The sequence below is a fragment of the Micromonospora tarensis genome, from assembly GCF_016803395.1.
GTDB lineage: Bacteria > Actinomycetota > Actinomycetes > Mycobacteriales > Micromonosporaceae > Micromonospora > Micromonospora tarensis.
Genome location: NZ_JAEVHL010000039.1, coordinates 14,245 through 36,382 on the forward strand (window position 1 = coordinate 14,245; position 22,138 = coordinate 36,382).

At 69.9% G+C, this 22,138-nt stretch carries 22 protein-coding genes and 1 riboswitch; of the genes, 19 read left to right on the forward strand and 3 right to left on the reverse strand.

The features are described from left to right. Positions 1 to 17: 17 nt before the first annotated feature. From rpsE to truA, 15 genes are all read left to right on the forward strand, one after another. The gene (gene rpsE, locus JM949_RS11295) at positions 18 to 632 is read left to right on the forward strand and encodes a 30S ribosomal protein S5 (protein ID WP_013288621.1); all 615 of its coding nucleotides are present in this window, start codon (positions 18 to 20) and stop codon (positions 630 to 632) included. Further along, positions 632 to 814, forward strand: coding sequence for a 50S ribosomal protein L30 (gene rpmD / locus JM949_RS11300; protein ID WP_030329904.1), 183 nt, complete (start codon positions 632 to 634; stop codon positions 812 to 814). Before rpsE ends, rpmD begins: the two co-directional genes overlap by 1 nt. Beyond that, on the forward strand, positions 814 to 1,257 hold the full coding sequence (gene rplO / locus JM949_RS11305; RefSeq protein ID WP_203148343.1) for a 50S ribosomal protein L15: 444 nt from the start codon (positions 814 to 816) through the stop codon (positions 1,255 to 1,257). Before rpmD ends, rplO begins: the two co-directional genes overlap by 1 nt. Before the next feature lie 235 nt (positions 1,258 to 1,492). Next, positions 1,493 to 2,821 carry a preprotein translocase subunit SecY gene (secY, locus tag JM949_RS11310; protein WP_203148344.1) on the forward strand — a complete coding sequence of 443 codons (1,329 nt, stop codon included), beginning with the start codon at positions 1,493 to 1,495 and terminating at the stop codon, positions 2,819 to 2,821. After that, entirely contained in the window at positions 2,822 to 3,475 is a 654-nt protein-coding gene (locus JM949_RS11315) for an adenylate kinase (protein WP_203148345.1), read from the forward strand. An 87-nt stretch (positions 3,476 to 3,562) separates the two neighbouring features. Continuing rightward, positions 3,563 to 4,414, forward strand: a complete 852-nt coding sequence (map, locus tag JM949_RS11320; protein WP_203148346.1) for a type I methionyl aminopeptidase — start codon at positions 3,563 to 3,565, stop codon at positions 4,412 to 4,414. 203 nt (positions 4,415 to 4,617) lie between these two features. Beyond that, positions 4,618 to 5,127 (forward strand): DUF1707 SHOCT-like domain-containing protein, encoded by a 510-nt coding sequence (locus JM949_RS11325; protein WP_238432971.1) that lies wholly within the window; start codon positions 4,618 to 4,620, stop codon positions 5,125 to 5,127. A gap of 282 nt (positions 5,128 to 5,409) precedes the next feature. Next, positions 5,410 to 5,631 carry a translation initiation factor IF-1 gene (gene infA, locus JM949_RS11330; protein WP_007073013.1) on the forward strand — a complete coding sequence of 74 codons (222 nt, stop codon included), beginning with the start codon at positions 5,410 to 5,412 and terminating at the stop codon, positions 5,629 to 5,631. A gap of 89 nt (positions 5,632 to 5,720) precedes the next feature. Further along, on the forward strand, positions 5,721 to 5,834 hold the full coding sequence (gene rpmJ, locus JM949_RS11335; protein WP_043965539.1) for a 50S ribosomal protein L36: 114 nt from the start codon (positions 5,721 to 5,723) through the stop codon (positions 5,832 to 5,834). 265 nt (positions 5,835 to 6,099) lie between these two features. Beyond that, positions 6,100 to 6,480, forward strand: a complete 381-nt coding sequence (gene rpsM / locus JM949_RS11340) for a 30S ribosomal protein S13 (protein WP_007465236.1) — start codon at positions 6,100 to 6,102, stop codon at positions 6,478 to 6,480. A gap of 89 nt (positions 6,481 to 6,569) precedes the next feature. Continuing rightward, positions 6,570 to 6,977 carry a 30S ribosomal protein S11 gene (rpsK, locus tag JM949_RS11345; protein ID WP_030329919.1) on the forward strand — a complete coding sequence of 136 codons (408 nt, stop codon included), beginning with the start codon at positions 6,570 to 6,572 and terminating at the stop codon, positions 6,975 to 6,977. A gap of 13 nt (positions 6,978 to 6,990) precedes the next feature. Beyond that, positions 6,991 to 7,617: a 30S ribosomal protein S4 gene (gene rpsD, locus JM949_RS11350; RefSeq protein ID WP_179781028.1), complete on the forward strand. Its 627-nt coding sequence runs from the start codon at positions 6,991 to 6,993 to the stop codon at positions 7,615 to 7,617. Between the two features lie 99 nt (positions 7,618 to 7,716). Beyond that, a complete protein-coding gene (locus tag JM949_RS11355) occupies positions 7,717 to 8,739 on the forward strand; it encodes a DNA-directed RNA polymerase subunit alpha (protein WP_007465227.1) in 1,023 nt (340 codons plus the stop codon). Between the two features lie 34 nt (positions 8,740 to 8,773). Further along, complete coding sequence (rplQ, locus tag JM949_RS11360; protein ID WP_203148348.1) at positions 8,774 to 9,331, forward strand: 50S ribosomal protein L17; 558 nt, start codon at positions 8,774 to 8,776, stop codon at positions 9,329 to 9,331. Positions 9,332 to 9,397: 66 nt separating this feature from the next. After that, on the forward strand, positions 9,398 to 10,228 hold the full coding sequence (gene truA, locus JM949_RS11365) for a tRNA pseudouridine(38-40) synthase TruA (protein ID WP_203148349.1): 831 nt from the start codon (positions 9,398 to 9,400) through the stop codon (positions 10,226 to 10,228). 10 nt (positions 10,229 to 10,238) lie between these two features. Here the strand turns inward: truA and JM949_RS11370 are convergent, their stop codons facing one another. Continuing rightward, a complete protein-coding gene (locus tag JM949_RS11370; protein WP_238432972.1) occupies positions 10,239 to 11,387 on the reverse strand; it encodes a hypothetical protein in 1,149 nt (382 codons plus the stop codon). A gap of 102 nt (positions 11,388 to 11,489) precedes the next feature. On the opposite strand from JM949_RS11370, the gene JM949_RS11375 reads away from it, so the two are divergent. The 3 genes from JM949_RS11375 to JM949_RS11385 are packed head-to-tail and all read left to right on the forward strand — an operon-like array spanning position 11,490 to position 14,814. After that, positions 11,490 to 12,095, forward strand: coding sequence for a class I SAM-dependent methyltransferase (locus JM949_RS11375; RefSeq protein WP_203148351.1), 606 nt, complete (start codon positions 11,490 to 11,492; stop codon positions 12,093 to 12,095). A gap of 40 nt (positions 12,096 to 12,135) precedes the next feature. Continuing rightward, entirely contained in the window at positions 12,136 to 13,815 is a 1,680-nt protein-coding gene (locus JM949_RS11380; protein WP_203148352.1) for an ABC-F family ATP-binding cassette domain-containing protein, read from the forward strand. Between the two features lie 36 nt (positions 13,816 to 13,851). Continuing rightward, entirely contained in the window at positions 13,852 to 14,814 is a 963-nt protein-coding gene (locus JM949_RS11385; RefSeq protein WP_203148353.1) for an aldo/keto reductase, read from the forward strand. Between the two features lie 194 nt (positions 14,815 to 15,008). On the opposite strand, the gene JM949_RS11390 is transcribed toward JM949_RS11385, so the two are convergent. Together JM949_RS11390 and JM949_RS11395 are read right to left on the reverse strand one after the other, a co-directional pair. Next, entirely contained in the window at positions 15,009 to 15,533 is a 525-nt protein-coding gene (locus JM949_RS11390; protein ID WP_203148354.1) for a hypothetical protein, read from the reverse strand. Between the two features lie 71 nt (positions 15,534 to 15,604). Next, positions 15,605 to 21,424: a ThuA domain-containing protein gene (locus tag JM949_RS11395; RefSeq protein ID WP_203148355.1), complete on the reverse strand. Its 5,820-nt coding sequence runs from the start codon at positions 21,422 to 21,424 to the stop codon at positions 15,605 to 15,607. Positions 21,425 to 21,724: 300 nt separating this feature from the next. Then, a riboswitch (TPP riboswitch) is annotated at positions 21,725 to 21,834 on the forward strand. On the opposite strand from JM949_RS11395, the gene JM949_RS11400 reads away from it, so the two are divergent. Beyond that, positions 21,829 to 22,138, forward strand: a 310-nt coding sequence (locus JM949_RS11400) for a thiamine phosphate synthase (RefSeq protein WP_203148356.1), incomplete at its 3' end; no start/stop codon positions are given. It overlaps the preceding riboswitch by 6 nt.

Sequence of the window (22,138 nt, forward strand, 5' to 3'; positions counted from 1 at the left end):
GATAAGGAAGGCTGCTGATGCCAGGTCAACAGCGCCGTGGCGGCGGGTCCGGTGGCAACGAGGGTGGTCGCCGCGACAACCGCCGTGAGGGCGGCCGCGGAAACGCGCCCGTCGAGAAGACCCCGCACCTTGAGCGGGTCGTCGCGATCAACCGCGTCGCCAAGGTCGTGAAGGGTGGTCGTCGCTTCAGCTTCACCGCCCTGGTGATCGTGGGCGACGGCGACGGCACGGTCGGCGTGGGCTACGGAAAGGCCAAGGAGGTGCCCGCGGCCATCGCCAAGGGTGTCGAGGAGGCCAAGAAGCACTTCTTCAAGGTTCCGCGGATCGGCCAGTCGATTCCGCACCCGGTGACGGGTGAGGACGCCGCTGGCGTGGTGCTGCTCAAGCCGGCCTCGGCCGGTACGGGTGTCATCGCCGGTGGTCCGGTGCGTGCCGTGCTGGAGTGCGCGGGCATCCACGACGTGCTCTCCAAGAGCCTCGGCTCGTCGAACCCGATCAACATCGTGCACGCCACCGTGGCGGCCCTGAAGGGGCTTGAGTCCCCCGAGCAGGTCGCGGCGCGTCGTGGCCTGCCGGTGGAGGACGTCGCGCCGGCCGCCATGCTGGCGTCGCGGGCGGGGGTGGCGTCCTGATGGCACGCCTGAAGGTCACCCAGCTCCGGTCCGGTATCGGGACCAAGCAGAACCAGCGTGATTCGCTGCGGTCGCTCGGTCTCAAGCGGATCAACGACGTGGTGGTCAAGGAGGACCGGCCCGAGATCCGCGGCATGATCTTCACGGTCAACCACCTCGTGAAGGTCGAGGAGGTCGAGTAATGACGATCAAGGTTCACCACCTGCGCCCGGCGCCCGGTTCCAAGACCGCGAAGACCCGGGTGGGTCGCGGTGAGGGTTCCAAGGGCAAGACCGCCGGTCGCGGTACCAAGGGCTCCAAGGCCCGCAAGAACATCTCGGCGGCGTTCGAGGGTGGGCAGATGCCCATCCACATGCGCCTGCCGAAGATGAAGGGCTTCAAGAACAGGTTCAAGGTGGTCTTCCAGGTGGTCAACCTGGACCGACTCGCTGAGCTGTTCCCGAACGGTGGTCAGGTCGGCCCGCTGGAGCTCGTCGAGGCCGGCGCGGTCCGCAAGGGTCACCCGGTCAAGGTCCTCGGCACCGGGGACCTCGGCGGTGTGACGCTCCAGGTGTCGGCGCACGCGTTCAGTGCGTCGGCCAAGGAGAAGATCGCCGCCGCCGGTGGCTCCGCCACCGAGCTGTAAGGCGTACCACCCCATGGCGCCCGTCCAGTTGAGAGCAACTGGCGGGCGCCATGGTCTGCCTGGGGCTATGAGCGCCGGGTAATATCGGAATCGATTTATGTAGTCGGGCACATCTGCCCGGACCGGGTTGGGGCTGTTAGAGTCCCATCCCAGCCATGGATTGCGGGCACTCGCCCGTGATCCACCCCGACCCGCCAGGGATCACCGGCGGCCCGCCTCGCGCAGGAGGAAGAAGTTGCTGTCCGCCTTTCTCAGTGCGTTCCGTACGCCTGACCTGCGCAAGAAGCTGCTGTTCACAGTAGGCATCATCGCGGTCTACCGGCTGGGTGCGACGCTCCCCAGCCCAGGCGTCTCGTACGGCAACGTGCAGAAGTGCCTCGACAGCATCCAGGGTGACACCACCGGGGTGCTGAACCTGCTCAACCTCTTCTCCGGCGGAGCGCTGCTACAGCTCTCGGTCTTCGCGCTGGGCATCATGCCCTACATCACCGCGTCGATCATCCTGCAGCTGCTGACCGTCGTGATCCCGCGCCTGGAGCAGCTCCGCAAGGAGGGCCAGGCCGGCCAGGCGAAGATCACCCAGTACACCCGCTACCTGACCCTGGGTCTCGGTGTGCTGCAGGCCTCGGCGTTCGTGGCGTTGGCCCGTTCGGGTCAGCTGTTCCAGAACCGCTGCGACCAGTTCCCGATCATCCCCACCGGCACCGGCATCCCGGACTGGCTGACCCTGGCCATCCTGGTGATGACGATGACCGCCGGCACCGGCATGGTCATGTGGCTCGGCGAGCTGATCACCGACCGCGGCGTCGGCAACGGCATGTCCGTCCTGATCTTCACCTCGATCGCGGCCCGGCTGCCCAGCGAGGGTTGGCAGATCAAGACCAGCAAGGGCTGGGACATGTTCGCCCTGGTCATCGCGCTGGTCCTGGTGGTCATCACCGCGGTCACCTTCATCGAGCAGGCGCAGCGCCGGATCCCGGTGCAGTACGCCAAGCGGATGATCGGCCGGCGGATGTACGGCGGCACCTCGACCTACATCCCGCTGAAGGTCAACCAGGCCGGTGTGATCCCGGTCATCTTCGGCTCGTCGCTGCTCTACCTGCCGCAGCTGGCCCTGCAGTTCTTCGACCAGAACGACCCGGGCAAGACCCAGGCGTGGATCCAGAACAACCTGGTCAACCCGAGCAGCCCGATCTACATCGCGGTCTACTTCCTGCTGATCATCTTCTTCACGTACTTCTACGTGTCGATCACGTTCAACCCGACCGAGGTCGCGGACAACATGAAGAAGTACGGCGGCTTCGTGCCGGGCATCCGCCCGGGTAAGCCGACCGCCGACTACCTGGACTTCATCCTCAGCCGGATCACCCTGCCGGGTGCGCTCTACCTCGGCATCATCTCGATCCTGCCGAACTTCTTCTTCATCTGGCTGGACAACCAGCAGTACCAGAACTTCCCGTTCGGCGGCACCGCTGTGCTCATCATGGTCGGCGTCGGTCTGGAGACCGTGAAGCAGATCGAGAGCCAACTCATGCAGCGGAACTACGAAGGGTTCCTGCGGTAGATGAGACTCGTTCTGGTTGGCCCGCCGGGCGCGGGCAAGGGCACACAGGCCGAGTTCATCGCCGCGCACCTCTCGGTGCCGAAGATTTCGACCGGGGACATCTTCCGGTCGAACGTCACCCAGGGCACGCCGCTCGGTGTCGAGGCGAAGCGGTACATGGACGCGGGCGAGCTGGTCCCGGACGAGGTCACCATCAACATGGTCCGGGACCGGCTGGCCGAGCCCGACGCCAGCGAGGGGTTCCTGCTCGACGGCTTCCCGCGGACGACTCCGCAGGCCGCCGCTCTGGACAAGCTCCTCGCCGATCTGGGCACCGCCCTGGACCTGGTCCTGGAGTTGGTCGTCGACGACGACGAGGTGATTCGGCGGCTGTCCGGTCGGCGTACCTGCCGGGGCTGCGGCAAGATCTGGCACGTCGAGTTCGACGCCACCACGCGTCCGGGGGTCTGTGACCGGTGCGGCGCCGAGCTGTTCCAGCGCGACGACGACAAGCCGGAGACGATCGCCACGCGGCTCCGGGAGTACAGCGAGAAGACCGCGCCCCTGGTCGACTACTACGGCGCTCAGGGCAAGCTGGTCGGGATCGATGCCACCGGGCCGGTGGAGGACGTCACCACCCGGGCCATCGACGCACTGCGGTCGTACGGCGGCTGAGGTCCGGCCGAGCCACGGCGGATAGAGTGCGGACAGCGGGGTACGCCTGACGTGCCCCGCTGTTCGGCAACGAAAGGTAATCGCTCCATGCGTCGTCCCCAGCTGGACATCCAGCTGAAGACCCCTGACCAGATCGAGAAGATGCGGGCCGCCGGGCTGGTGGTGGCCGAGGCGTTGCGCCGGATGCGCGAGGCCGTGGCCCCCGGTGTGAGTACCGCCGATCTGGACGCCATCGCCGAGTCGACCATCCGCGAGGCGGGTGCCGTTCCCTCGTTCAAGGGCTATCACGGCTTTCCGGCGTCGATCTGCTCCTCGGTCAACGAGCAGGTCGTGCACGCGATCCCGTCGCCGAAGCAGGTGCTCCAGGACGGCGACCTGATTTCGATCGACTGTGGCGCGGTGTTGGACGGATGGCACGGCGACGCCGCGATCACCGTCGGGGTCGGCGAGGTCGACCCGGCGTTGCTGACGATGGCCGCGGTCGCCGAGGACGCGATGTGGGCCGGTATCGCCGCCGCCGCGCGTGGCGCGGCCAGTGGCAAGGGCCGACTCACCGACATCTCGCACGCGGTGGAGACCGCTGTGCGCAAGGGTGGGCGGTTCGGCATCGTCGACGGGTACGGCGGGCACGGCATCGGCACCGAGATGCACCAGGACCCGCACGTGCTGAACCACGGTCGGCCGGGCAAGGGTCCCCGACTGGTCCCCGGCCTGGCACTGGCCATCGAGCCGATGATCACCATGGCGTCTCCGCGTACCGTCGAGTTGGCCGACGGGTGGACGGTGGTCACCCGGGACGGTTCGATGGCGGCGCACGTGGAGCATTCGATGGCCCTGCTGCCGGACGGGGTCTGGGTCCTCACCGCCTTCGACGGCGGCCGGGCCCGACTGGGCGACCTGGTCACCGCCCGCCAGCCCGCCGTCTCGACGACCGCCTGACCGGTCCTGCCGGGGTCGGCCGAGCCTGGCTGGTCCGACCGGGCGAGCGGCACGGTGGCCAGTTTGGCGCTTGGTCGACCCGGGATCCTGGAAGCCGCGGTGTCCGACCGCCTTTGCTGGGCCGGGTTCCCTGAACCCGAGTCGATCAAGGGGCCGATGCGCGGACGGGGCGGGGCTGGCGCGGCGGTGGCATGCTTGCCGGCATGGACGGGCGCGACGGGATGCGAGCCGCGGACGCGGACCGCGAGGCGGTGGCCGAACGGTTGCGGATCGCCCTCAACGAAGGCCGACTGGACCTCCACGAGTACGACGAGCGGTTGCGGCAGGCCTATGCGGCACGCACGTACGCCGAGCTTGAGGCGCTGCTCACCGACCTGCCGCCGGTGACGCCGCCGCAGCGTTCCGGTCTGGCCCCGGCGGCGGCCAGCGCGCCGGCGGTCGACCCGCCGGCGGGTCCGCCCGTCCCGGTGACCACCCGTGGTGGCACGGCCCGCTGGTTGGCCGAGGTGTGGCTGCCGTACCTGAACGTGGTCGCCGTCGTGGTGACCATCTGGGCGGTGACCTCCCTGCTCAGCCGGGAGCTGCTCTACTTCTGGCCGGTCTGGGTGGCCGGCCCGTGGGGCGCGGTGCTGCTGATCCGCACTGTCACCGGCCTCACCAGTGGCGAACCCCACCGCAAACCCCCCAAACCGGACAACTGCCAAGCTGGTTGATCGTGGAAGTGGTCGTCGTCGATCACGGCTTGTGGTGACGACAACTTCATGATCAACCGGGATCTCCGGGGCTGGGCTGGCCGGGGTGGGTGGGCGGTTTGGCGGGCGCCTGCCGGCGGGCGTACACTTTCAGATCGGCGCACAGCGTCCACTCCGGCATGCCCACCCTGCGCTTCGGTGGGAGCCGGAGCCGCGGCTGGCGCGGGCTTCTGACACTGCTCAGATGTCCGTGTAAGACGTTGTGGGCCGCCCGGAGCAATCGACGTCAGGACAGCGGAGGACATGCCGAAAAAAGACGGAGCCATTGAGATCGAGGGTCGGGTCATCGAGCCCCTGCCCAACGCCATGTTCCGGGTGGAACTCGCGAACGGTCACAAGGTGTTGGCTCACATCAGCGGCAAGATGCGGCAGCACTACATCCGCATTCTTCCGGAGGACCGGGTCGTCGTCGAACTCTCGCCGTACGACCTGACCCGCGGGCGCATCGTCTACCGCTACAAGTAGTCCTGACGACGGCCGGGAAGTCCCGTGTCCGTCTTCGACGTCCGGTGTCGCGTATCGCGTCCCCGGGCCAGATGGGAAGTAAGGCAACCGTGAAGGTCAAGCCGAGCGTCAAGAGGATCTGCAACAAGTGCCGGGTTATCCGCCGGCACGGCCGGGTCATGGTCATCTGCAGCGACCCGCGCCACAAGCAGCGCCAGGGCTGACTCAGCCCGTCCGGCCGGAGCACGGCCGGGTGGCGTTGGTCCGGGCAGATCCCCAGCGACACACACATCACACATGCTCGTCCCAGCCGCGAGCGGTACGCCAGACGTACCTCCGCGTGGCTGACCCCCGGTCGGAGGCCGGGGCCCGCTCGGGCAGCGACCGATCCCGGTCGCCGGCGCTCACGCGTCGGAAAGACGGGACGGCCGGTAGCGGGGTGGGACGGGTCCACACCTCCGCCACACATCACAAGGAGTACGCCCGCACATGGCACGTCTAGTCGGCGTGGATCTCCCCCGCGAGAAGCGGATGGAGATCGCGCTCACCTACATCTTCGGGGTCGGTCGCACCCGCGCCCTGGAGACGCTCGCCGCCACCGGCATCTCGCCGGACAAGCGCGCTCGGGACCTCACGGACGAGGAGCTCGTGCAGCTCCGCGACCACATCGAGGGCAACTACAAGGTTGAAGGCGACCTGCGCCGCGAGGTCGCCGCTGACATCCGCCGCAAGGTTGAGATCGGCTGCTACGCCGGCATCCGGCACCGCCGGGGCCTGCCCGTGCGTGGCCAGCGGACCAAGACCAACGCGCGGACCCGCAAGGGCCCGAAGCGGACCGTCGCCGGCAAGAAGAAGCCCGGCAAGAAGTAGATTTTGACCGGAATTCGGGTCGATGTCGGGTCTGGGAAGACCGGACCCCGCGGCCCGATCCGGAAAGTCAACTAGGAGCGCACAGACTTATGCCACCGAAGGCTCGTGCCGGAGCCGCTGTCAAGAAGGTCCGGCGCAAGGAACGCAAGAACGTCGCCCACGGGCAGGCGCACATCAAGAGCACGTTCAACAACACCATCGTGTCCATCACGGACCCGACCGGTGCGGTCATCTCCTGGGCCTCCGCTGGCCAGGTGGGCTTCAAGGGCTCCCGCAAGTCGACTCCGTTCGCCGCGCAGCTGGCCGCCGAGGCCGCCGCGCGTCGCGCCATGGAGCACGGCATGCGCAAGGTCGACGTGTTTGTCAAGGGCCCCGGCTCCGGCCGGGAGACCGCTATCCGTTCGCTGCAGGCCGTCGGGCTGGAGGTCGGCCAGATCGCCGACGTCACCCCGCAGCCGCACAACGGATGCCGTCCGCCTAAGCGTCGTCGGGTCTGAGAGGTAGAGAGAGATGGCTCGTTACACCGGTGCTGACTGCCGCCGTTGCCGGCGGGAGAAGATGAAGCTGTTCCTCAAGGGCAGCAAGTGCGATGGTCCGAAGTGCCCGTTCGAGTCCCGGCCGTTCCCGCCCGGGCAGCACGGCCGCGGCCGCACCAAGGAGACGGAGTACCTGCTCCAGCTCCGCGAGAAGCAGAAGGCCCGTCGGGTCTACGGCGTGCTGGAGAAGCAGTTCCGCGGTTACTACGAGGAAGCCGTCGGCAAGCAGGCCAAGACCGGTGAGGTCCTCCTCCAGATCCTCGAGTCGCGGCTGGACAACGTCGTTTACCGGGCCGGCTACGCCCACTCGCGGGACATGGCCCGCCAGTTGGTCAAGCACGGTCACTTCACGGTGAACGGCAAGAAGGTCGACATCCCGTCGTACCGCGTCAAGGAGCACGACATCATCGAGGTTCGGGGCAAGAGCAAGGAGCTCACCCCGTTCGTCGTCGCGCAGGCCCAGGCGGGTTCGCGGGCGGTTCCGGCGTGGCTTGAGGCCATCCCGAGCCAGATGAAGGTGCTCGTGCACTCCCTCCCGGCCCGGCAGGTCATCGACACGCAGGTCCAGGAGCAGCTGATCGTCGAGCTCTACTCCAAGTAGTCCGAGCTCGTCCGGTGGCCCGCCCCTCGGGGCGGGCCACCGGAACGGTTTGTGTCGTGGGCGTCAAATAGCGGGCGTCCCCGGAAGAGAAGAGAAAAGATGCTCATCAGCCAGCGACCCTCCCTCTCTGAGGAGTCGATCAACGAGACCCGGTCGCGGTTCGCCATCGAGCCGCTGGAGCCGGGCTTCGGCTACACCCTGGGCAACTCGCTGCGGCGTACGCTGCTGTCGTCGATCCCGGGCGCGGCCGTCACCTCGATCAAGATCGACGGTGTGCTGCACGAGTTCACCACGATCCCCGGTGTCAAGGAGGACGTGGTCGAGCTCGTCATGAACATCAAGGAGCTGTGCGTCAGCTCCGAGCACGACGAGCCGGTCAGCATGTACCTACGCAAGCAGGGCCCGGGCGACGTGACCGCGGGCGACATCCAGCCCCCGGCCGGCGTCTCGGTGCACAACCCGGATCTCAAGCTCGCCACCCTGAACGGCAAGGGCCGGCTCGACATGGAGCTGACCGTCGAGCGGGGCCGGGGCTACGTGACGGCGGCGCAGAACAAGCAGTCCGGCGCCGAGATCGGCCGGATCCCGGTCGACTCGATCTACTCGCCGGTGCTGAAGGTGACCTACCGCGTCGAGGCGACCCGTGTCGAGCAGCGCACCGACTTCGACCGGCTGATCATCGACGTCGAGACCAAGCCGTCGATGGGCCCGCGTACCGCGCTGGCCTCCGCCGGTTCGACGCTTGTGGAGCTGTTCGGGCTGGCCCGGGAGCTGGACGAGACCGCCGAGGGCATCGACATCGGGCCGTCCCCGCAGGACGCCCAGCTGGCCGCGGACCTCGCCCTGCCGATCGAGGAGCTGGACCTCACCGTTCGCTCCTACAACTGCCTCAAGCGCGAGGGCATCAACTCCGTTGGTGAGCTCATCGGGCGTACCGAGGCCGACCTCCTCGACATTCGCAACTTCGGTCAGAAGTCGATCGACGAGGTCAAGATGAAGCTCGCCGGGATGGGTCTCGGGCTGAAGGACTCGGCTCCGAACTTCGACCCGGCGCACGTCGTGGACACCTTCGGCGAGGCCGACTACGACACCGACGACTACCGCGAGACCGAGCAGCTCTAGTCCGCGCTGCCGCCACAACTGAGGAGCACCAAAAATGCCCACGCCCACCAAGGGCCCCCGCCTCGGCGGCAGCCCCTCGCACGAGCGGCTGATGCTGGCCAACCTGGCCACTGCGCTGTTCCAGCACGGCAAGATCCAGACCACCGAGACGAAGGCTCGGCGGCTGCGTCCGCTGGCCGAGCAGCTCATCACCAAGGCCAAGCGCGGTGACCTCGCCTCGCGTCGGCGGGTGCTGGGTGTCGTCAAGGACAAGGACGTCGTGTACGCCCTGTTCGACCAGATCGCGCCCCGGTACTCCAACCGCCCCGGCGGTTACACCCGGATCGTGAAGACCGGTCCGCGCAAGGGTGACAACGCGCCGATGGCCATCATCGAGCTGGTCGAGGAGCTTCAGGTCGCCGAGCCGAAGGCGAACAAGAAGACCGCCGCCCGCAAGGCCGCGCAGCAGGACAAGGTCGAGGCGCTCGCCCCGGCCGAGGACGCCCCGCAGTCGGCCCCGGCCGACCAGGACTCCGAGCCGCCGGTGTCGGCGTCCGGTGACACCGACGCCGCTCGCGAGGACAGCGACGAGGCCACCGAGAACAAGGCCTGATCAAGGGCAACGTCGCCCCGGCACCCCATCGGGGTGTCGGGCCCGACCCGTAACAGGAGGTACGAGGTGGACGAGCGGATCCGGCTACGGCTGGACGTCTCGTACGACGGCACCGGTTTCTCCGGCTGGGCCGCCCAGCCGACCCGGCGCACCGTCGCGGGGGTGCTCGTCGAGACCCTGGACCTGGTCCTCGGCGCCGGTACGGCGACCGGGCTGACGGTGGCCGGCCGGACGGACGCCGGGGTGCACGCCACCGGGCAGGTGTGCCACCTGGATCTGCCCGTCGACGTCTGGCGGCAGCACGAGGGACGTCTGCTGCGTCGGCTGGCCCGGCTGCTCCCCACCGACGTGCGGGTACGGGCGATGACCGAGGTGCCGGCCGACTTCGACGCCCGGTTCTCGGCCACCTTCCGGCGCTACGAGTACCGGGTCACCGACGCGCCCTTCGGTGCCGAGCCGCTGCGCCGTCACGAGGTGCTGGCCTGGCCGAAGCCGCTGGACCTGGCCGCGCTGAACGCCGCCGCGGCCGGCCTGGTGGGGGAGCACGACTTCGCCGCGTACTGCCGGCGCAAGGAGAACGCCACCACGCTGCGCGAGGTGACCCGGCTGGACTGGCGCCGCGACCCGGACGGCATCCTGGTCGCGACAGTGCAGGCCGACGCGTTCTGCCAGGCGATGGTGCGCAGCCTGGTGGGGGCGATGCTGGTGGCCGGGGACGGCCGTCGTCCGGTCGAGTGGCCGGGCAGCCTGCTCGTCCATCGGGAGCGGTCCAGCGAGGTGACGGTGGCCCCGGCGCATGGGTTGACCCTGGTCGCCGTCGGCTACCCGGCCGATCCGGCCGAGTACGCCCGTCGCGCGGATCTCACCCGTCGGCTCCGGGTTCCGGTCGAGGGCTGACCGTCGGCGATCAGTCGCCCGGCAACTCCCGGTCGCCGGTGCTGCCGCCCTGGGAGGCGGTGCTGCCGCTCGGTGCCGCCGTCGGCTGGGCGGCGGTGCCACCGTCGGCGCGCTGTTGCAGCACGCCCCGGCTGAGGTGCAGCTCGATCATGTCGAACAGGATCTCGCGAACCTTGGCGTCGCCCGCCTTGACCGTCGCACCGTCCTTGCGAACCACAAGCGCGTACGCCAGGTAGTGGCCCCGCACCTGCCAGCCGACCCGGGCCGGGGCGGTGGTCAACACCTCGGTGCCGTCGCCGTCGTTCCCGGTCAGGCCACGGAAGCGGCCCTGCCGCTCGTCGAGCACCTGACGGAGCCGGTCCCTGGCTCGTTCCGCGCTGACCTTGTCGGTGAGGTTGAACAGGCCGGCGGTGACCAGGTGCTCGCCGTCGGGCGTACTCAGGGTGGCCCGGACGGCCTGGTTGCAGCCGAGTCGGACCAGCAGGTCGGCGACCTCGTCGGTGGCGGCGACGGCGCAGCTACCGCTGGACTGGGTCTTGAGTACCCGGTAGCTCGGCTGACCGTCGGTCAGCTTCAGCTCCTTGCTCGGGAAGAGTTCCTTGGCGGTGAGTGGCGCCTGGTCGGTGTCCCGCGAGTCGAGGGCCAGCCGTTCCGCCGGGGCGGACGTCGGGGCGGCGTTCGGTTGGAACGTCGGGTCGCTCTGCGGTTGTTGGCCGCGGTCGGTGAGGAGCGCGGCGGCACCCAGGCCGCAGAGGGCGAGCAACACCAGCACCGCCGCTCCGCCGACCAGCACCTGCCACAGCCGGCCGCCGCCGCGCCGACCGGTGGGCTCCACCGGCGTCGCGGAGGTGTAGATCTGGCTGCGGGGCGGCGGGGGTGGAATCTCGGCATGGGTCGGCACCGGTTCCGAGGCCTCGACCCGCGTCGGCTGCGACAGGTCGCCGCGCGTCGGCAGGGGCTGCGACAGTTCGCCGCGCGTCGGCAGGGGCTGCGACGAGGGCAGCGAGAGCTGATTCGGCCGGGGCAGCGACGGCGTGGGGAAGCGTGAGGGCGAGGGCCCGGCCGGCGGTGGCGGATTGGCGCCGGGCATCGACAGGTCGGCCCCGGACCCCGGGTACTCCTCGAAAGCGTCCTCATCGGACTCGTACCGATACACCATGTCGCCCAGAGTAGGAGTCATTGTCCCTTTAGGGGGTAATTTCGAGGAATTGTGGTTGTGGGCCGTGCCGGGGCCGCCCCCGGCCGGTGCGAGAATTGCCGGGTGACCGGCGACCACTACTTCACCGCTCAGCCCACCAGCGATGCTCCGGCGCGCGAGGTGGAATTCTCCGTCGCCGACCGCGACTACCGGCTCGCCTCGGCCGGCGGGGTCTTCTCCGCCAGCCGGCTCGACCCGGGCACCGCGGTGCTCCTGCGCAAGGCCGAGCTGCCCGCCGCCGACACGAATGGCGCCCTGCTCGACCTCGGCTGCGGGTTCGGACCGATCACCTGTGTGCTGGCCGACCTCGCGCCGACGAGCACCGTCTGGGCGGTCGACGTCAACGCCCGGGCCCGCGAGCTGACCGCCGCCAACGCGGCCCGGATCGGCGCCGGCGAACGGGTCCGGGTCAGCGCGCCGGACGACGTCCCGACGGATCTCCAGTTCGCCCAGCTCTGGTCCAACCCACCCATCCGGATCGGCAAGGACGGCCTGCACGACCTGCTGCTGCGCTGGCTGCCCCGACTCGCCCCGGACGGCGTCGGTTGGTTGGTCGTCGCCCGGCACCTGGGCGGCGACTCGTTGCAGCGTTGGCTCACCGAGCAGGGCTGGCAGGTCGAGCGGTACGCCAGCCAGAAGGGTTTCCGGGTACTGCGGGTCACCCGGTAATTGGATGTACCGTCCGCCCTCGCTGGGGCAGGATCCCGGCGTGGGATACGTGGACGTGGCAGGGGTCGGGCACATCCTGCCCGACGGTCGGGAACTCTTCGCCGACGTGTCGTTCCGGGTCGGGGAGGGCAGCAAGGTCGCCCTGGTCGGGCCGAACGGCGCGGGGAAGACGACGCTGCTGAGGATGGTCGCTGGCGACCTGCCGATACGCACCGGTGTCGTCGCACGCGCCGGTGGGCTGGGCGTGATGCGCCAGTTCATCGGCATGATCGGTGACGAGTCCACCCTCGCCGACCTGGCGTTGTCACTGGCCCCGCCGGCGCTGCGCGACGCCGGCCGCCGGCTCGGCGAGACCGAGACGGCCATGCGCGCCGCCGAGGCCCTCGGAAAGTTCAGCAACGCCGCGAGCAGGGCCCAACTGGCGTACGCCGACGCGCTCGGGACCTGGGGCGAGACCGGTGGGTACGACGCCGAGGTGCTCTTCGACACCGTCGCGACAATCGTGCTCGACAAGCAGTGGGACGCCGTCCGGGACCGGCCGGTGCGTACCCTCTCCGGCGGCCAGCAGAAGCGCTTTGCCCTGGAGTTGCTGCTGCGCGGACCGGACGAGGTGCTGCTGCTCGACGAGCCGGACAACTTCCTCGACGTGCCCGGCAAGCGCTGGCTGGAGGCGCGACTGCGCGAGTCGACGAAGTCGGTGCTCTACGTCTCGCACGACCGCGAACTCCTGGCACAGAGCGCCGACCGGGTGGTCGCCGTCGAGGGTGGCAGCGCCTGGGTGCACCCGGGCGGCTTCGCCAGCTGGCACGACGCGCGGACGGCCCGGCACGCCCGCCTCGACGAGCTGCGCCGGCGCTGGGACGAGGAGCACCAGAAGCTGCGCGAGTTGATGCTGATGTACAAGCAGAAAGCCGCGTACAACGACGGGTTGGCCTCGCGCTACCAGGCCGCGCAGACCCGGCTGCGCAAGTTCGAGGAGGCCGGGCCGCCGCCCGTACCCCCGAAGGACCAGGACATCCGGATGCGGTTGAGCGGCGGACGGACCGGCAAGCGCGCGGTGGTCTGCGAGCAGCTCGAGCTGGACGGCCTGACGTTCCCCTTCGACCTGGAGATCTGGTACGGCGACCGGGTGGCGGTGCTCGGTGCCAACGGCACCGGCAAGTCGCACTTCCTGCGGTTGTTGGCGCGCGGTGGCACCGACCCGGACCCGGCGAACGGGCCGGTCGACGGGGCGGGCGCGCTGGCTCCGGTGGCGCACGACGGCACCGCCCGGCTCGGCGCCCGGGTTCGCCCCGGGCACTTCTCGCAGACCCACGACCGACCGGAGCTGATGTCGAAGACGCTTGTCGAGATCCTCTGGCGGGGCGACGAGCACCGCACCGGAATGGACCGGCACGCGGCGATGGGGGTGCTCAGTCGCTACGAGTTGGCCGCGCAGGGCGACCAGCGCTTCGGCACGCTCTCCGGTGGGCAGCAGGCCCGGTTTCTGGTGCTGCTGCTGGAGCTGTCCGGGGCGACCCTGCTGCTGCTCGACGAGCCCACCGACAACCTCGACCTGGCCAGCGCGGAAGCGCTCGAAGCGGGCCTGAACGCGTTCGAGGGGACGGTGATCGCGGTCACCCATGACCGTTGGTTCACCCGCTCCTTCGACCGGTTCGTGCTCTTCCGTGGCGACTGTGAGGTGGTGGAGACCCCGGAACCGGTCTGGGACGTCGGCTGACCGGTCCCCGGCGACGGCGGGTCCGGCCGGCATAGGGTGGATCTCGTGACTGAGATGACCTATCGCCGGCTGGGCGACTCCGGGCTCGTGGTGTCCGTGGTCGGCATCGGCTGCAACAACTTCGGCCGCAAGCTCGACCTCGACGGCACCCGCGCGGTGGTGGACGCCGCCCTGGACGCCGGGATCACCCTCTTCGACACCGCCGACATCTACGGCGAGCCGCAGGGTGGTTCCGAGGAGCTGCTCGGGCAGGCGCTCAAGGGCCGCCGGGACGACGTGGTGGTGGCCACCAAGTTCGGGATGGACATGAACGGCCTCAACGGGCCGGACTACGGCGCGCGTGGTGCGCGGCGCTACATCGCCCGCGCGGTGGAGGCGTCGCTGCGCCGGCTCGGCACCGACCACATCGACCTGTACCAGCTGCACGAGCCCGACCCGGGCACCCCGATCGACGAGACCCTGGCCGCCCTGGACGACCTGGTCCGCGACGGCAAGGTGCGCTACCTGGGCAACTCCAACTTCGCCGGCTGGCAGATCGCCGACGCCGACTGGGTGGCCTCGTCCAACGGCCGGGCCCGGTTCATCAGCGCGCAGAACCACTACAGCCTGCTGGAGCGGTCCGTGGAGGCCGAGGTGATCCCGGCGTGTGAGCGGTTCGGCCTCGGCATGCTGCCGTTCTTCCCGCTCGCCAACGGTCTGCTCACCGGCAAGTACAAGCGCGAGGCACAGCCGCCGGCCGGCAGCCGGCTCTCCGGCGGGGGCCGGTACGCGGAGCGGCTCGCCGCGGCCGACTGGGACACCATCGAGGCGATCGAGGCGTACGCGGCCGAGCGGGGTCTGAGCATGCTCCAGGTGGCGATCGGTGGGCTGGCCGCCCAGCCGGCGGTGACCTCGGTGATCGCCGGTGCCACCACCCCGGAGCAGGTGCGCGCCAACGCCGCCGCCGGCACCTGGGAGCCCAGCGACGAGGACCTGGCCGCGCTGCGCGCGATCCTCTGAGCGCGGCGGGGCGCGTGCCGCGTTCGTGCTCGGGGGCGCGCCGCGCTTGATCCACTCGCGTTCCTTGAAGTCGGGGTGATCTGTCGTGCGGGACACCCCGATTTCACTGACGCCGAGTCGATCACGAGCCGATCAGGCGACACCGGGCCGGGCCGCTCGTCGCGGCGGCCCGGTTGTTGGAGCGCTGCCGTCTGTCAGTTGGTGCGGCGGCGGCCGAACAGCATGGCCACCCCCATCGCCAGGGCGACCAGCACCAGGCCGGCCGCCGCGAACGGCCACCAGCCGGCAGCCGCCCCGGGTTCGCCGTCTGACCTGGTCACCGCGACCGGCGCGGGCGCCGGCGGAGACTGTGCCGCCTTCGCCTGCACCGTGGCGGTGGCCTCGCTGCGCAGCGGAGCGGGGGAGTTAACCGTCACCTTCCAGGTGCCGGTGGAGAGCACCGGGCCACTGCTGTAGAAGCCCTGCCCCTCCGGCTGCGGTTCCAGCTGCACCGGGCCGACCCGCTGGCCGTCCGGGCCGGTGGCGGTGAGGACCAGCCGCACCACCTGCTCCAGCCGGCGACCATCGGCGTAGCTGGCCTGGATGGTGACGCCCTGCGCGCCGTCACCGGCCACCGTGAGCTTGAGTTTGTCGGCCTGCGCGGCCGCCGGGGCAGCGGCGAACAGGGTCAGGGCCAGCCCGGCGAACACGGCGGCCAACACCTTGCGGATACCCGTCACGGACATCTCCTCGCTACCGATGAGGGAGGCCCCTCCCCGACGCCGGAGCGTCGGGGAGGGGCCTCGTCGGATCAGAGCTGGCGACCGGGTGCCAGCCGGGTGGCGTCGCCACCGAGCCGCCCGGTGCCCTTCACCGTTTCGCCGTCGTTCGCCTTGACGCCCGCCTTGCTGGCCGCGCCGCCAAGCCGAACGATCATGGCGTCGGCGTCCCGGATCAGGACGTCCCGGACCTCCGCCTCGCCCACCAGAGCGGTGTCGGAGGCGAGCGCCCGGAACGCGGTCAGCTGCCGCACCGCCGCCTTGTCGTCGCCGGCCGCCTCGGACTTGCGGACGGCGTCGAGCTTGTTGGTCAGCTGCTTGTGCGCCTTGGCCGAGAGCCGCCCCGTCGCCTTGAACCGGTCCAGCAGACCCTGCATGTCCCGGAACGAGGTGGTGACGAAGAACCGGACCGACCAGGTGGTCTCGTTGCCCGCCTTGTCGGTCGCGGTCACGGTCAGCTCGTGCAGGCCGAGCGACAGCTCGTACATGGCCTGCAGGGTGCCGCTGGCGTACGCCTGGCCGTCCAACTTGCCGACCACCGACGCGATGCCGGAGGTCGGGTCGACGGCCTGCCAGGACACCCGAACGTCCTGGCTGTCACCGTAGAGCTGGCCGTCGGCGATCCCGGAGACCAGCAGCGTCGGCTTGCTGCCGTCGATCTTCAAGACCGCAGACTTGAGCGTCTCGGCGTTGCCCGCCTTGTCCGTCGAGCGGTACAGCAGCTCGTGCTGCCCGTCACCGGTCACCTCGACCGGCTCCGAGTACGGCGTCCACGCGCCACCGTCCAGCGACCACTCCACCGTCTTGACGCCGGAGCCGGCGTCGGTCGAGGTCAGCACCACCGGGATCGTCCCGTTGTGCCAGCCGGCGTCGTTCGCCGGAGCGAACGTCGCAGTGGTCACCGGCGCGGTGGCGTCGATCTTGGCCGAGACGGTCTTGGTCGCCTCCACGTTGCCGGCCTTGTCCGTCGAGCGGAACCGCAGCTCGTGCTCGCCGTCCCCGCTGACCTGCACCGGTTCGGTGTACGCCGTCCAGGTGGTGGCACCGTCCAGCTGGTACTCGGTGCTGGCGAGCCCGCTACCGCCGGCCTCGTCGGCGGCGGTGAGGGTCACCGTCACCGGCCCGGTGTACCACCCCTCGGTGGGGGTGCCGGACACCGCGGCCGTGGTCACCGGCGCGGTCTCGTCGGCCACCTTGGTGCTCAACCGGAAGTAGTCGAACGCGGCGGTCTTCGAGGCCGTCTGGTTGGCGCCGAGGGTGAACAGCCCGACCTTCGGGGTGGCACCCACAGCGGTGTTGGTGAGCGCCTCCAACGCGGTCCACGTCGTCCCGTCCGCCGAGTACGACGCGGTGAACGTGTCACCGGTGCGGGCCAGGCGCAGGTGCCACACCGCCGACGTGAGGCTGGTCGCCTCCGGCTGCGGGCTCTGCACCGCCCCGCCGACCTCGCTGCGGAACTCGATCCGCCGCGTCACCGCCTGGCCGGCCTGGTTGTCCGCGATGAAGTCGAACTTCAGGTAGTTGTCGTCGTCCGCCTGCACGAGCAGACCGGCCTGCTGGTACTGCTCGTTCAGCAGGCTGCCGTCGACCTTCGTCTCCAGGGTCCAGTCGCCGGACGGCGCGGTCTGCAGGATGAAGTTCTTCGGCCCGGTGTTGTCGGTGCCGTAGATGTCACCGTTGGGCACGTCGATGCGCAGCGCACCATCGGTGACCCGGTAACCGGTCGGGTCCTCCCGCACGATCGCGTCCCACCGGCACTTGTCCAGCGTGCTGCCGGTGAACTCGTCCGACGGGTCGACCGGCCCGGCCGGGGCGTCCGGCGTCACCTGGAACGAGTCGAAGGCCGCGTCGACGACCGGCGCCTCGGTGCCGCCGTTGAGTGCGAAGACCCCGATCCGCGGGTTGGCGATGCCGGCCAGCGCTGCCGAACGGCCGACCGGGGTGAAGGTCTGCCCGTCGGCCGAGGAGGCCGCGGTCAGGTTCGTCCCGTCGCTGGTGATCCGCAGGTACACGGCGTCACCCGCCGGAGCGGCGGCGCTGTCGGTGGACTCGTTGCGCGGCGTGGCCGCCGCCTCCCGGATGAACTCCACCCGCCGGCTGCCGTTGTACAGCAGGTCCAGCTTGGCGTAGTTGTCGTCGTCGCCGTAGACGATGACGCCGGCCTGCTGGTAGTTGGCCGTCACCGGCAGGGTGACCTTGGTGGTCATCTCCCAGGCGCCGGTCGGGGCCGCCTGGAGCACCAGGTTGGTGGCGTCGTTGCGAGCGCCGTAGAGGTCACCCACCGAGGTGGGCAGCCGCAGCGCGCCGCCACTGACCGAGTAGAGCTGGTTCTCCCGGATGACGCTGGTCCAGCGCTCCTTGTCGAGGCTGTTGCCGTTGAAGTCGTCCGAACGCGCCCCGAAGCAGGACGTGTCCGGCGCGTCGACCTTCACCGGCACCGTGGCGTACGACTTGGCGCCCTTGCTGTCGGTCACCGTGAGGGTGGCCGTGAAGGTGCCCGGGCTGGTGTAGGTGTGGCTGGCGTCCACTGTGGTCGCCGTACCGCCGTCACCGAAGTCCCAGGCGTACGTCAGCGGGGTGTCGCCCTCGGCGTCGGTGGCCGTGCCGTCGAAGGCGACGGTGACCGGCGCGGTGCCGGTGGCCGGGGTGGCCGTGGCACTGACCGTCGGCGGCCCGTTCTCGGTGACACCGCGACCGACGAAGTCCATCCAGTTGACGTTGAACAGCGAACCGGTGCCGCCGTTCGGGTCACGGGCCAGGAAGAACAGCGAACCGCTCGCCGCGCCGGTGACCGGCGCGCTCACGTCCGTGTACGTCTGCCACCCGCCGGTCGCCGGCACGGTGGCCGTGGCGACCACCGGTCCGTCGACCGCACCCGCGCGGACCTCGATCCGACCACCAGCGGCGGCCCAGGCGGCCCGGAAGCGGATCTCGGTGATGTTTGTCAGGTTCGCCGGGGCGAGCGACCACCAGTCGCCGTCCTCGATGAACCCGATGTTCTGTCCGCCGCCGGCGGTGTCGGCGCCGGTCTCCCGCTGCACGCCGGCGTCGCCGCCGCCGGTGCTCACCGGAGCGCGCCCGGTGGCGGTGAAGAACTCGGCCTGCTTGCGCTTGGGCTGGAGCACCTCGATCACCCGACCGGTGAGCGGGCTGGCCCCGCCAGCGCCACCGTCATCGGTGTAGGTGGCCTCGAAGACCGCGAACACGTTCGCCTCGGCGCCGTGCCCGGAGGCGAGCGACGTCTGGACGGTGCCGGTGCAGCCGGTGTGCTGCTCCAGCGGGTGGGCGTGCTCGTCGTGACCCAGCAGCACCTGGAGGTTCACCCGGTCACAGTCGATCTCCCCGTCCTCCGGGTCGGTCACCTTGATCGTGTAGCGGACCTGGTCACCCCACTCGAAGAACCCGCCGTCCGGCGGGAACTCGATGGTCACCGTCGGGGACGTGTTGCCCACGGTGACCGGCACGTTGGCCACCGCGGTACGGCCCTTCGGGTTGGTGACGGTGAGCTGGGCGGTGTAGTTGCCCGCCGAGGTGTAGGTGTGCGTCGGGTTCGCCTCGGTGGAGGTCTGCCCGTCGCCGAAGGCCCAGGCGTAGGTGAGCGTGCCACCGTCCGGGTCGCGGGATCCGGCGCTGGAGAAGGTCACAGTCAACGGCGCCGCACCCGAGGTCGGGGTGGCGGACGCCGCCGCGATCGGCGCGCGGTCACCGGCGGTGTAGTCGATCCGGTAGACGCCCGAGTTGTCGTTGTTGCCGCCGAAGCCGCTGCCCCACTCGATCAGGTACAGCGCGCCGTCGGGGCCGAACTCGAAGTCCATCGGCCGGATCATGCTCATGCCGGTGAGCAGCTGGTTGATGTCCACCAACGACTTGCCGTCGGGGGTCACCTGCATGGTGTACATCTTGTTCTGGTTCCACTCGCCGAGCAGCGCCTTGCCGTCGTAGTACGCCGGCCACTTGCGGGTGGAGTTGAGGTCGGCGTCGTAGCGGTAGACCGGGCCGCCCATCGGGGCGCCACCGCCGCCGATCTCCGGGTAACGCGCGTCACCGGCGTACCCGTAGTCGACGGTCGCGGGCACGACCGGCGGGAGGTTGGTCAGGCCGGTGTTGTTCGGCGAGTTGTTCACCGGCGCCGCGCAGTCGAACTTCGCGCCGCTCGGGCCGGACGGGAACGTGTAGTCGTTGTACGCCTCGTTCGTGCCCGTGCAGTACGGCCAGCCGTAGTTGCCGGGGGTCACAATGTTCCACTCGACCAGGCCCCGGGGGCCGCGGTTCGGGTTGTCGGAGTTGGCGTCCGGCCCGTAGTCGCCGACGTACAGCGTGTTGGTCTTCGGGTCGGTGCCGATCCGGAACGGGTTGCGGAAGCCCATCGCGTAGATCTCGGGACGGGTCTTCTCGGTGCCCGGCGCGAAGAGGTTGCCGGCCGGCACGGTGTACGTCCCGTCGTCCTCCGGGTGGATCCGGATCACCTTGCCGCGCAGGTCGTTGGTGTTGGCCGAGGTGCGCTGCGCGTCGTAGTCCTGGCGGCCCGGCCGCTCGTCGAGCGGCGAGTACGAGTTCGACTCGAACGGGTTGGTGTTGTCCCCGGTGGCCAGGTACAGGTTGCCGTCGCCGTCGAAGGTCATGCTGCCGCCGGCGTGGCAGCAGGTGTTGCGCTGGGTGTCGACCCGCAGCACCTGCTTCTCGCTGGCCGGGTCGATGGTGTCACCGGTCACCGTGAAGCGGGACAGCAGGTTGCGGGTGACCCCGTCGTTCGGGGCGTAGTACAGGTACATCCACTTGTTGGTGGCGAAGTCCGGGTCGAGCCGGATGCCGATCAGGCCGTCCTCGTTGCCGGTGAAGACGTCCAGGTCGACGGCGGTGACGGTGTTGCCGGTGTCCGGCTTGATGATCTGCACCCGACCGTCGCGCTCGACGTAGAAGACCCGCCCGTCGGGGGCGATGTCCAGCTCCATCGGGTTGCTGGTGTTGCTGTCCAGCGCGACCTTCTCGAAGTTGGAGGTCTTCGAGGCGCCGCAGTCGGCGTCCGCGACCCCGGCCGCGGTCCGGATGCCACCGAGCAGGTGGGACAGGAACTCCGGCTCCGCGTACGACTCGCGGGTGTGCCCGCCTCCGGTGTACCAGGACCGGCCACCGTCGAAGTCCTGACACCAGGAGGTGGGGTGGTCGGCGCCCATCGCGCCGGCACCCGGGGTGTAGCTCTTCTCGTCCAGACTGGCCAGCACGTGCACGTCCGGCCGGGGGTTGGTCTGGAAGTTGTACCACTCGTCGAACCGGGACCAGCGGTCCGGCAGCCCGGCCGTGGACGGGTGGGCGTGGTCCTCCACCTTGACCGTGGCCTGCTGGTTCTGCGGGTGGTTGGCGAAGTACGCGCCGACCAGGTCGCCGTACCAGGCCCAGCTGTACTCGGTGTCCGACGCGGCGTGGATGCCGACGTAACCGCCGCCGGCCTTCACGTACCGCTCGAACGCCGCCTGCTGGTCGGCGTTGAGCACGTCACCGGTGGTGGAGAGCCAGATCACCGCCTTGTACTTTGCCAGGTTGGCGTCGTTGAATACGGCGCCGTCCTCGGAGTTGTCCACTGTGAATCCGTTGGCGGCACCGAGCTGCTGGATGGCGGCGATGCCGGTGGGGATCGAGTCGTGCCGGAAACCGGCGGTCTTCGAGAAGATCAGCACGGAGAAGGGATCGTCGGCGGCCTTCGCCGCCTTCGGCGCCACCTGGGCTGCCGGGGCTGCGGCCGGCGCCTCCTGCGGGGCCGCCTGCGCGGGCGTGCCGAACAGGGTGGTCGAGGCCATGGCCAGGGAAATCAGGGTTGCGGTGATGGGTACGCGGGCACGACGAGAACGGGACACGCCGCCTCCTGTGTCGTAGTGACAGAGCTCGCGGGAGTCGGCTCGCCGAAGGCCCTCCCTGGTGGAGCCGGTGGTCACACCGCGTCAGGTGCCCCCACCGGCATTTTGTCGAATCGCTGAACAAATTAATTCGGCTGGCTCGATGTCGGGCAAGATGCGGACGGGTAACGGTTCTGCAACGGCAGGCGACATTCCGAACAGGACCGTATGAAGTGCCCCATCGATTTCCCCGCTTCCGGCCCACCGGTCCCGCCGACCCCGTGCCTTGGCAGGCCGGCCGTTGTGTCGTACGGTGACACGCAAGTAACCCACGGGAGCCCGGTGTACCGGGCTGAGAGGGGGGCTGACAGCCCCCGACCGTCGAACCTGATCCGGGTAATGCCGGCGCAGGGAGGAGCGTTGCCGTGCCGTCCCTGGGGCGATTGCATCTGATCACCGACACCCGACCTGGGCGCGAACCACTCGCCGTGGTCCGGGCCGCCCTCAGCGTTGCCCGCGCCGACCTGGTCGTGCAGGTCCGGGTCGAGGATTCCGCCACCGACCGCGAGGCGTACGACCTGGCCCGGCGGGTGCTCGCGCTCTGCGCGTCGTACCAGGCGACCTGCCTGGTCAACGACCGGCTGCACGTTGCCGTGGCGGTGGGCGCCGCCGGTGGGCACGTCGGAGCCGACGACCTGCCGGTCGCCGCGCCCGCCGGGTGCTCGGCCCCGCCGG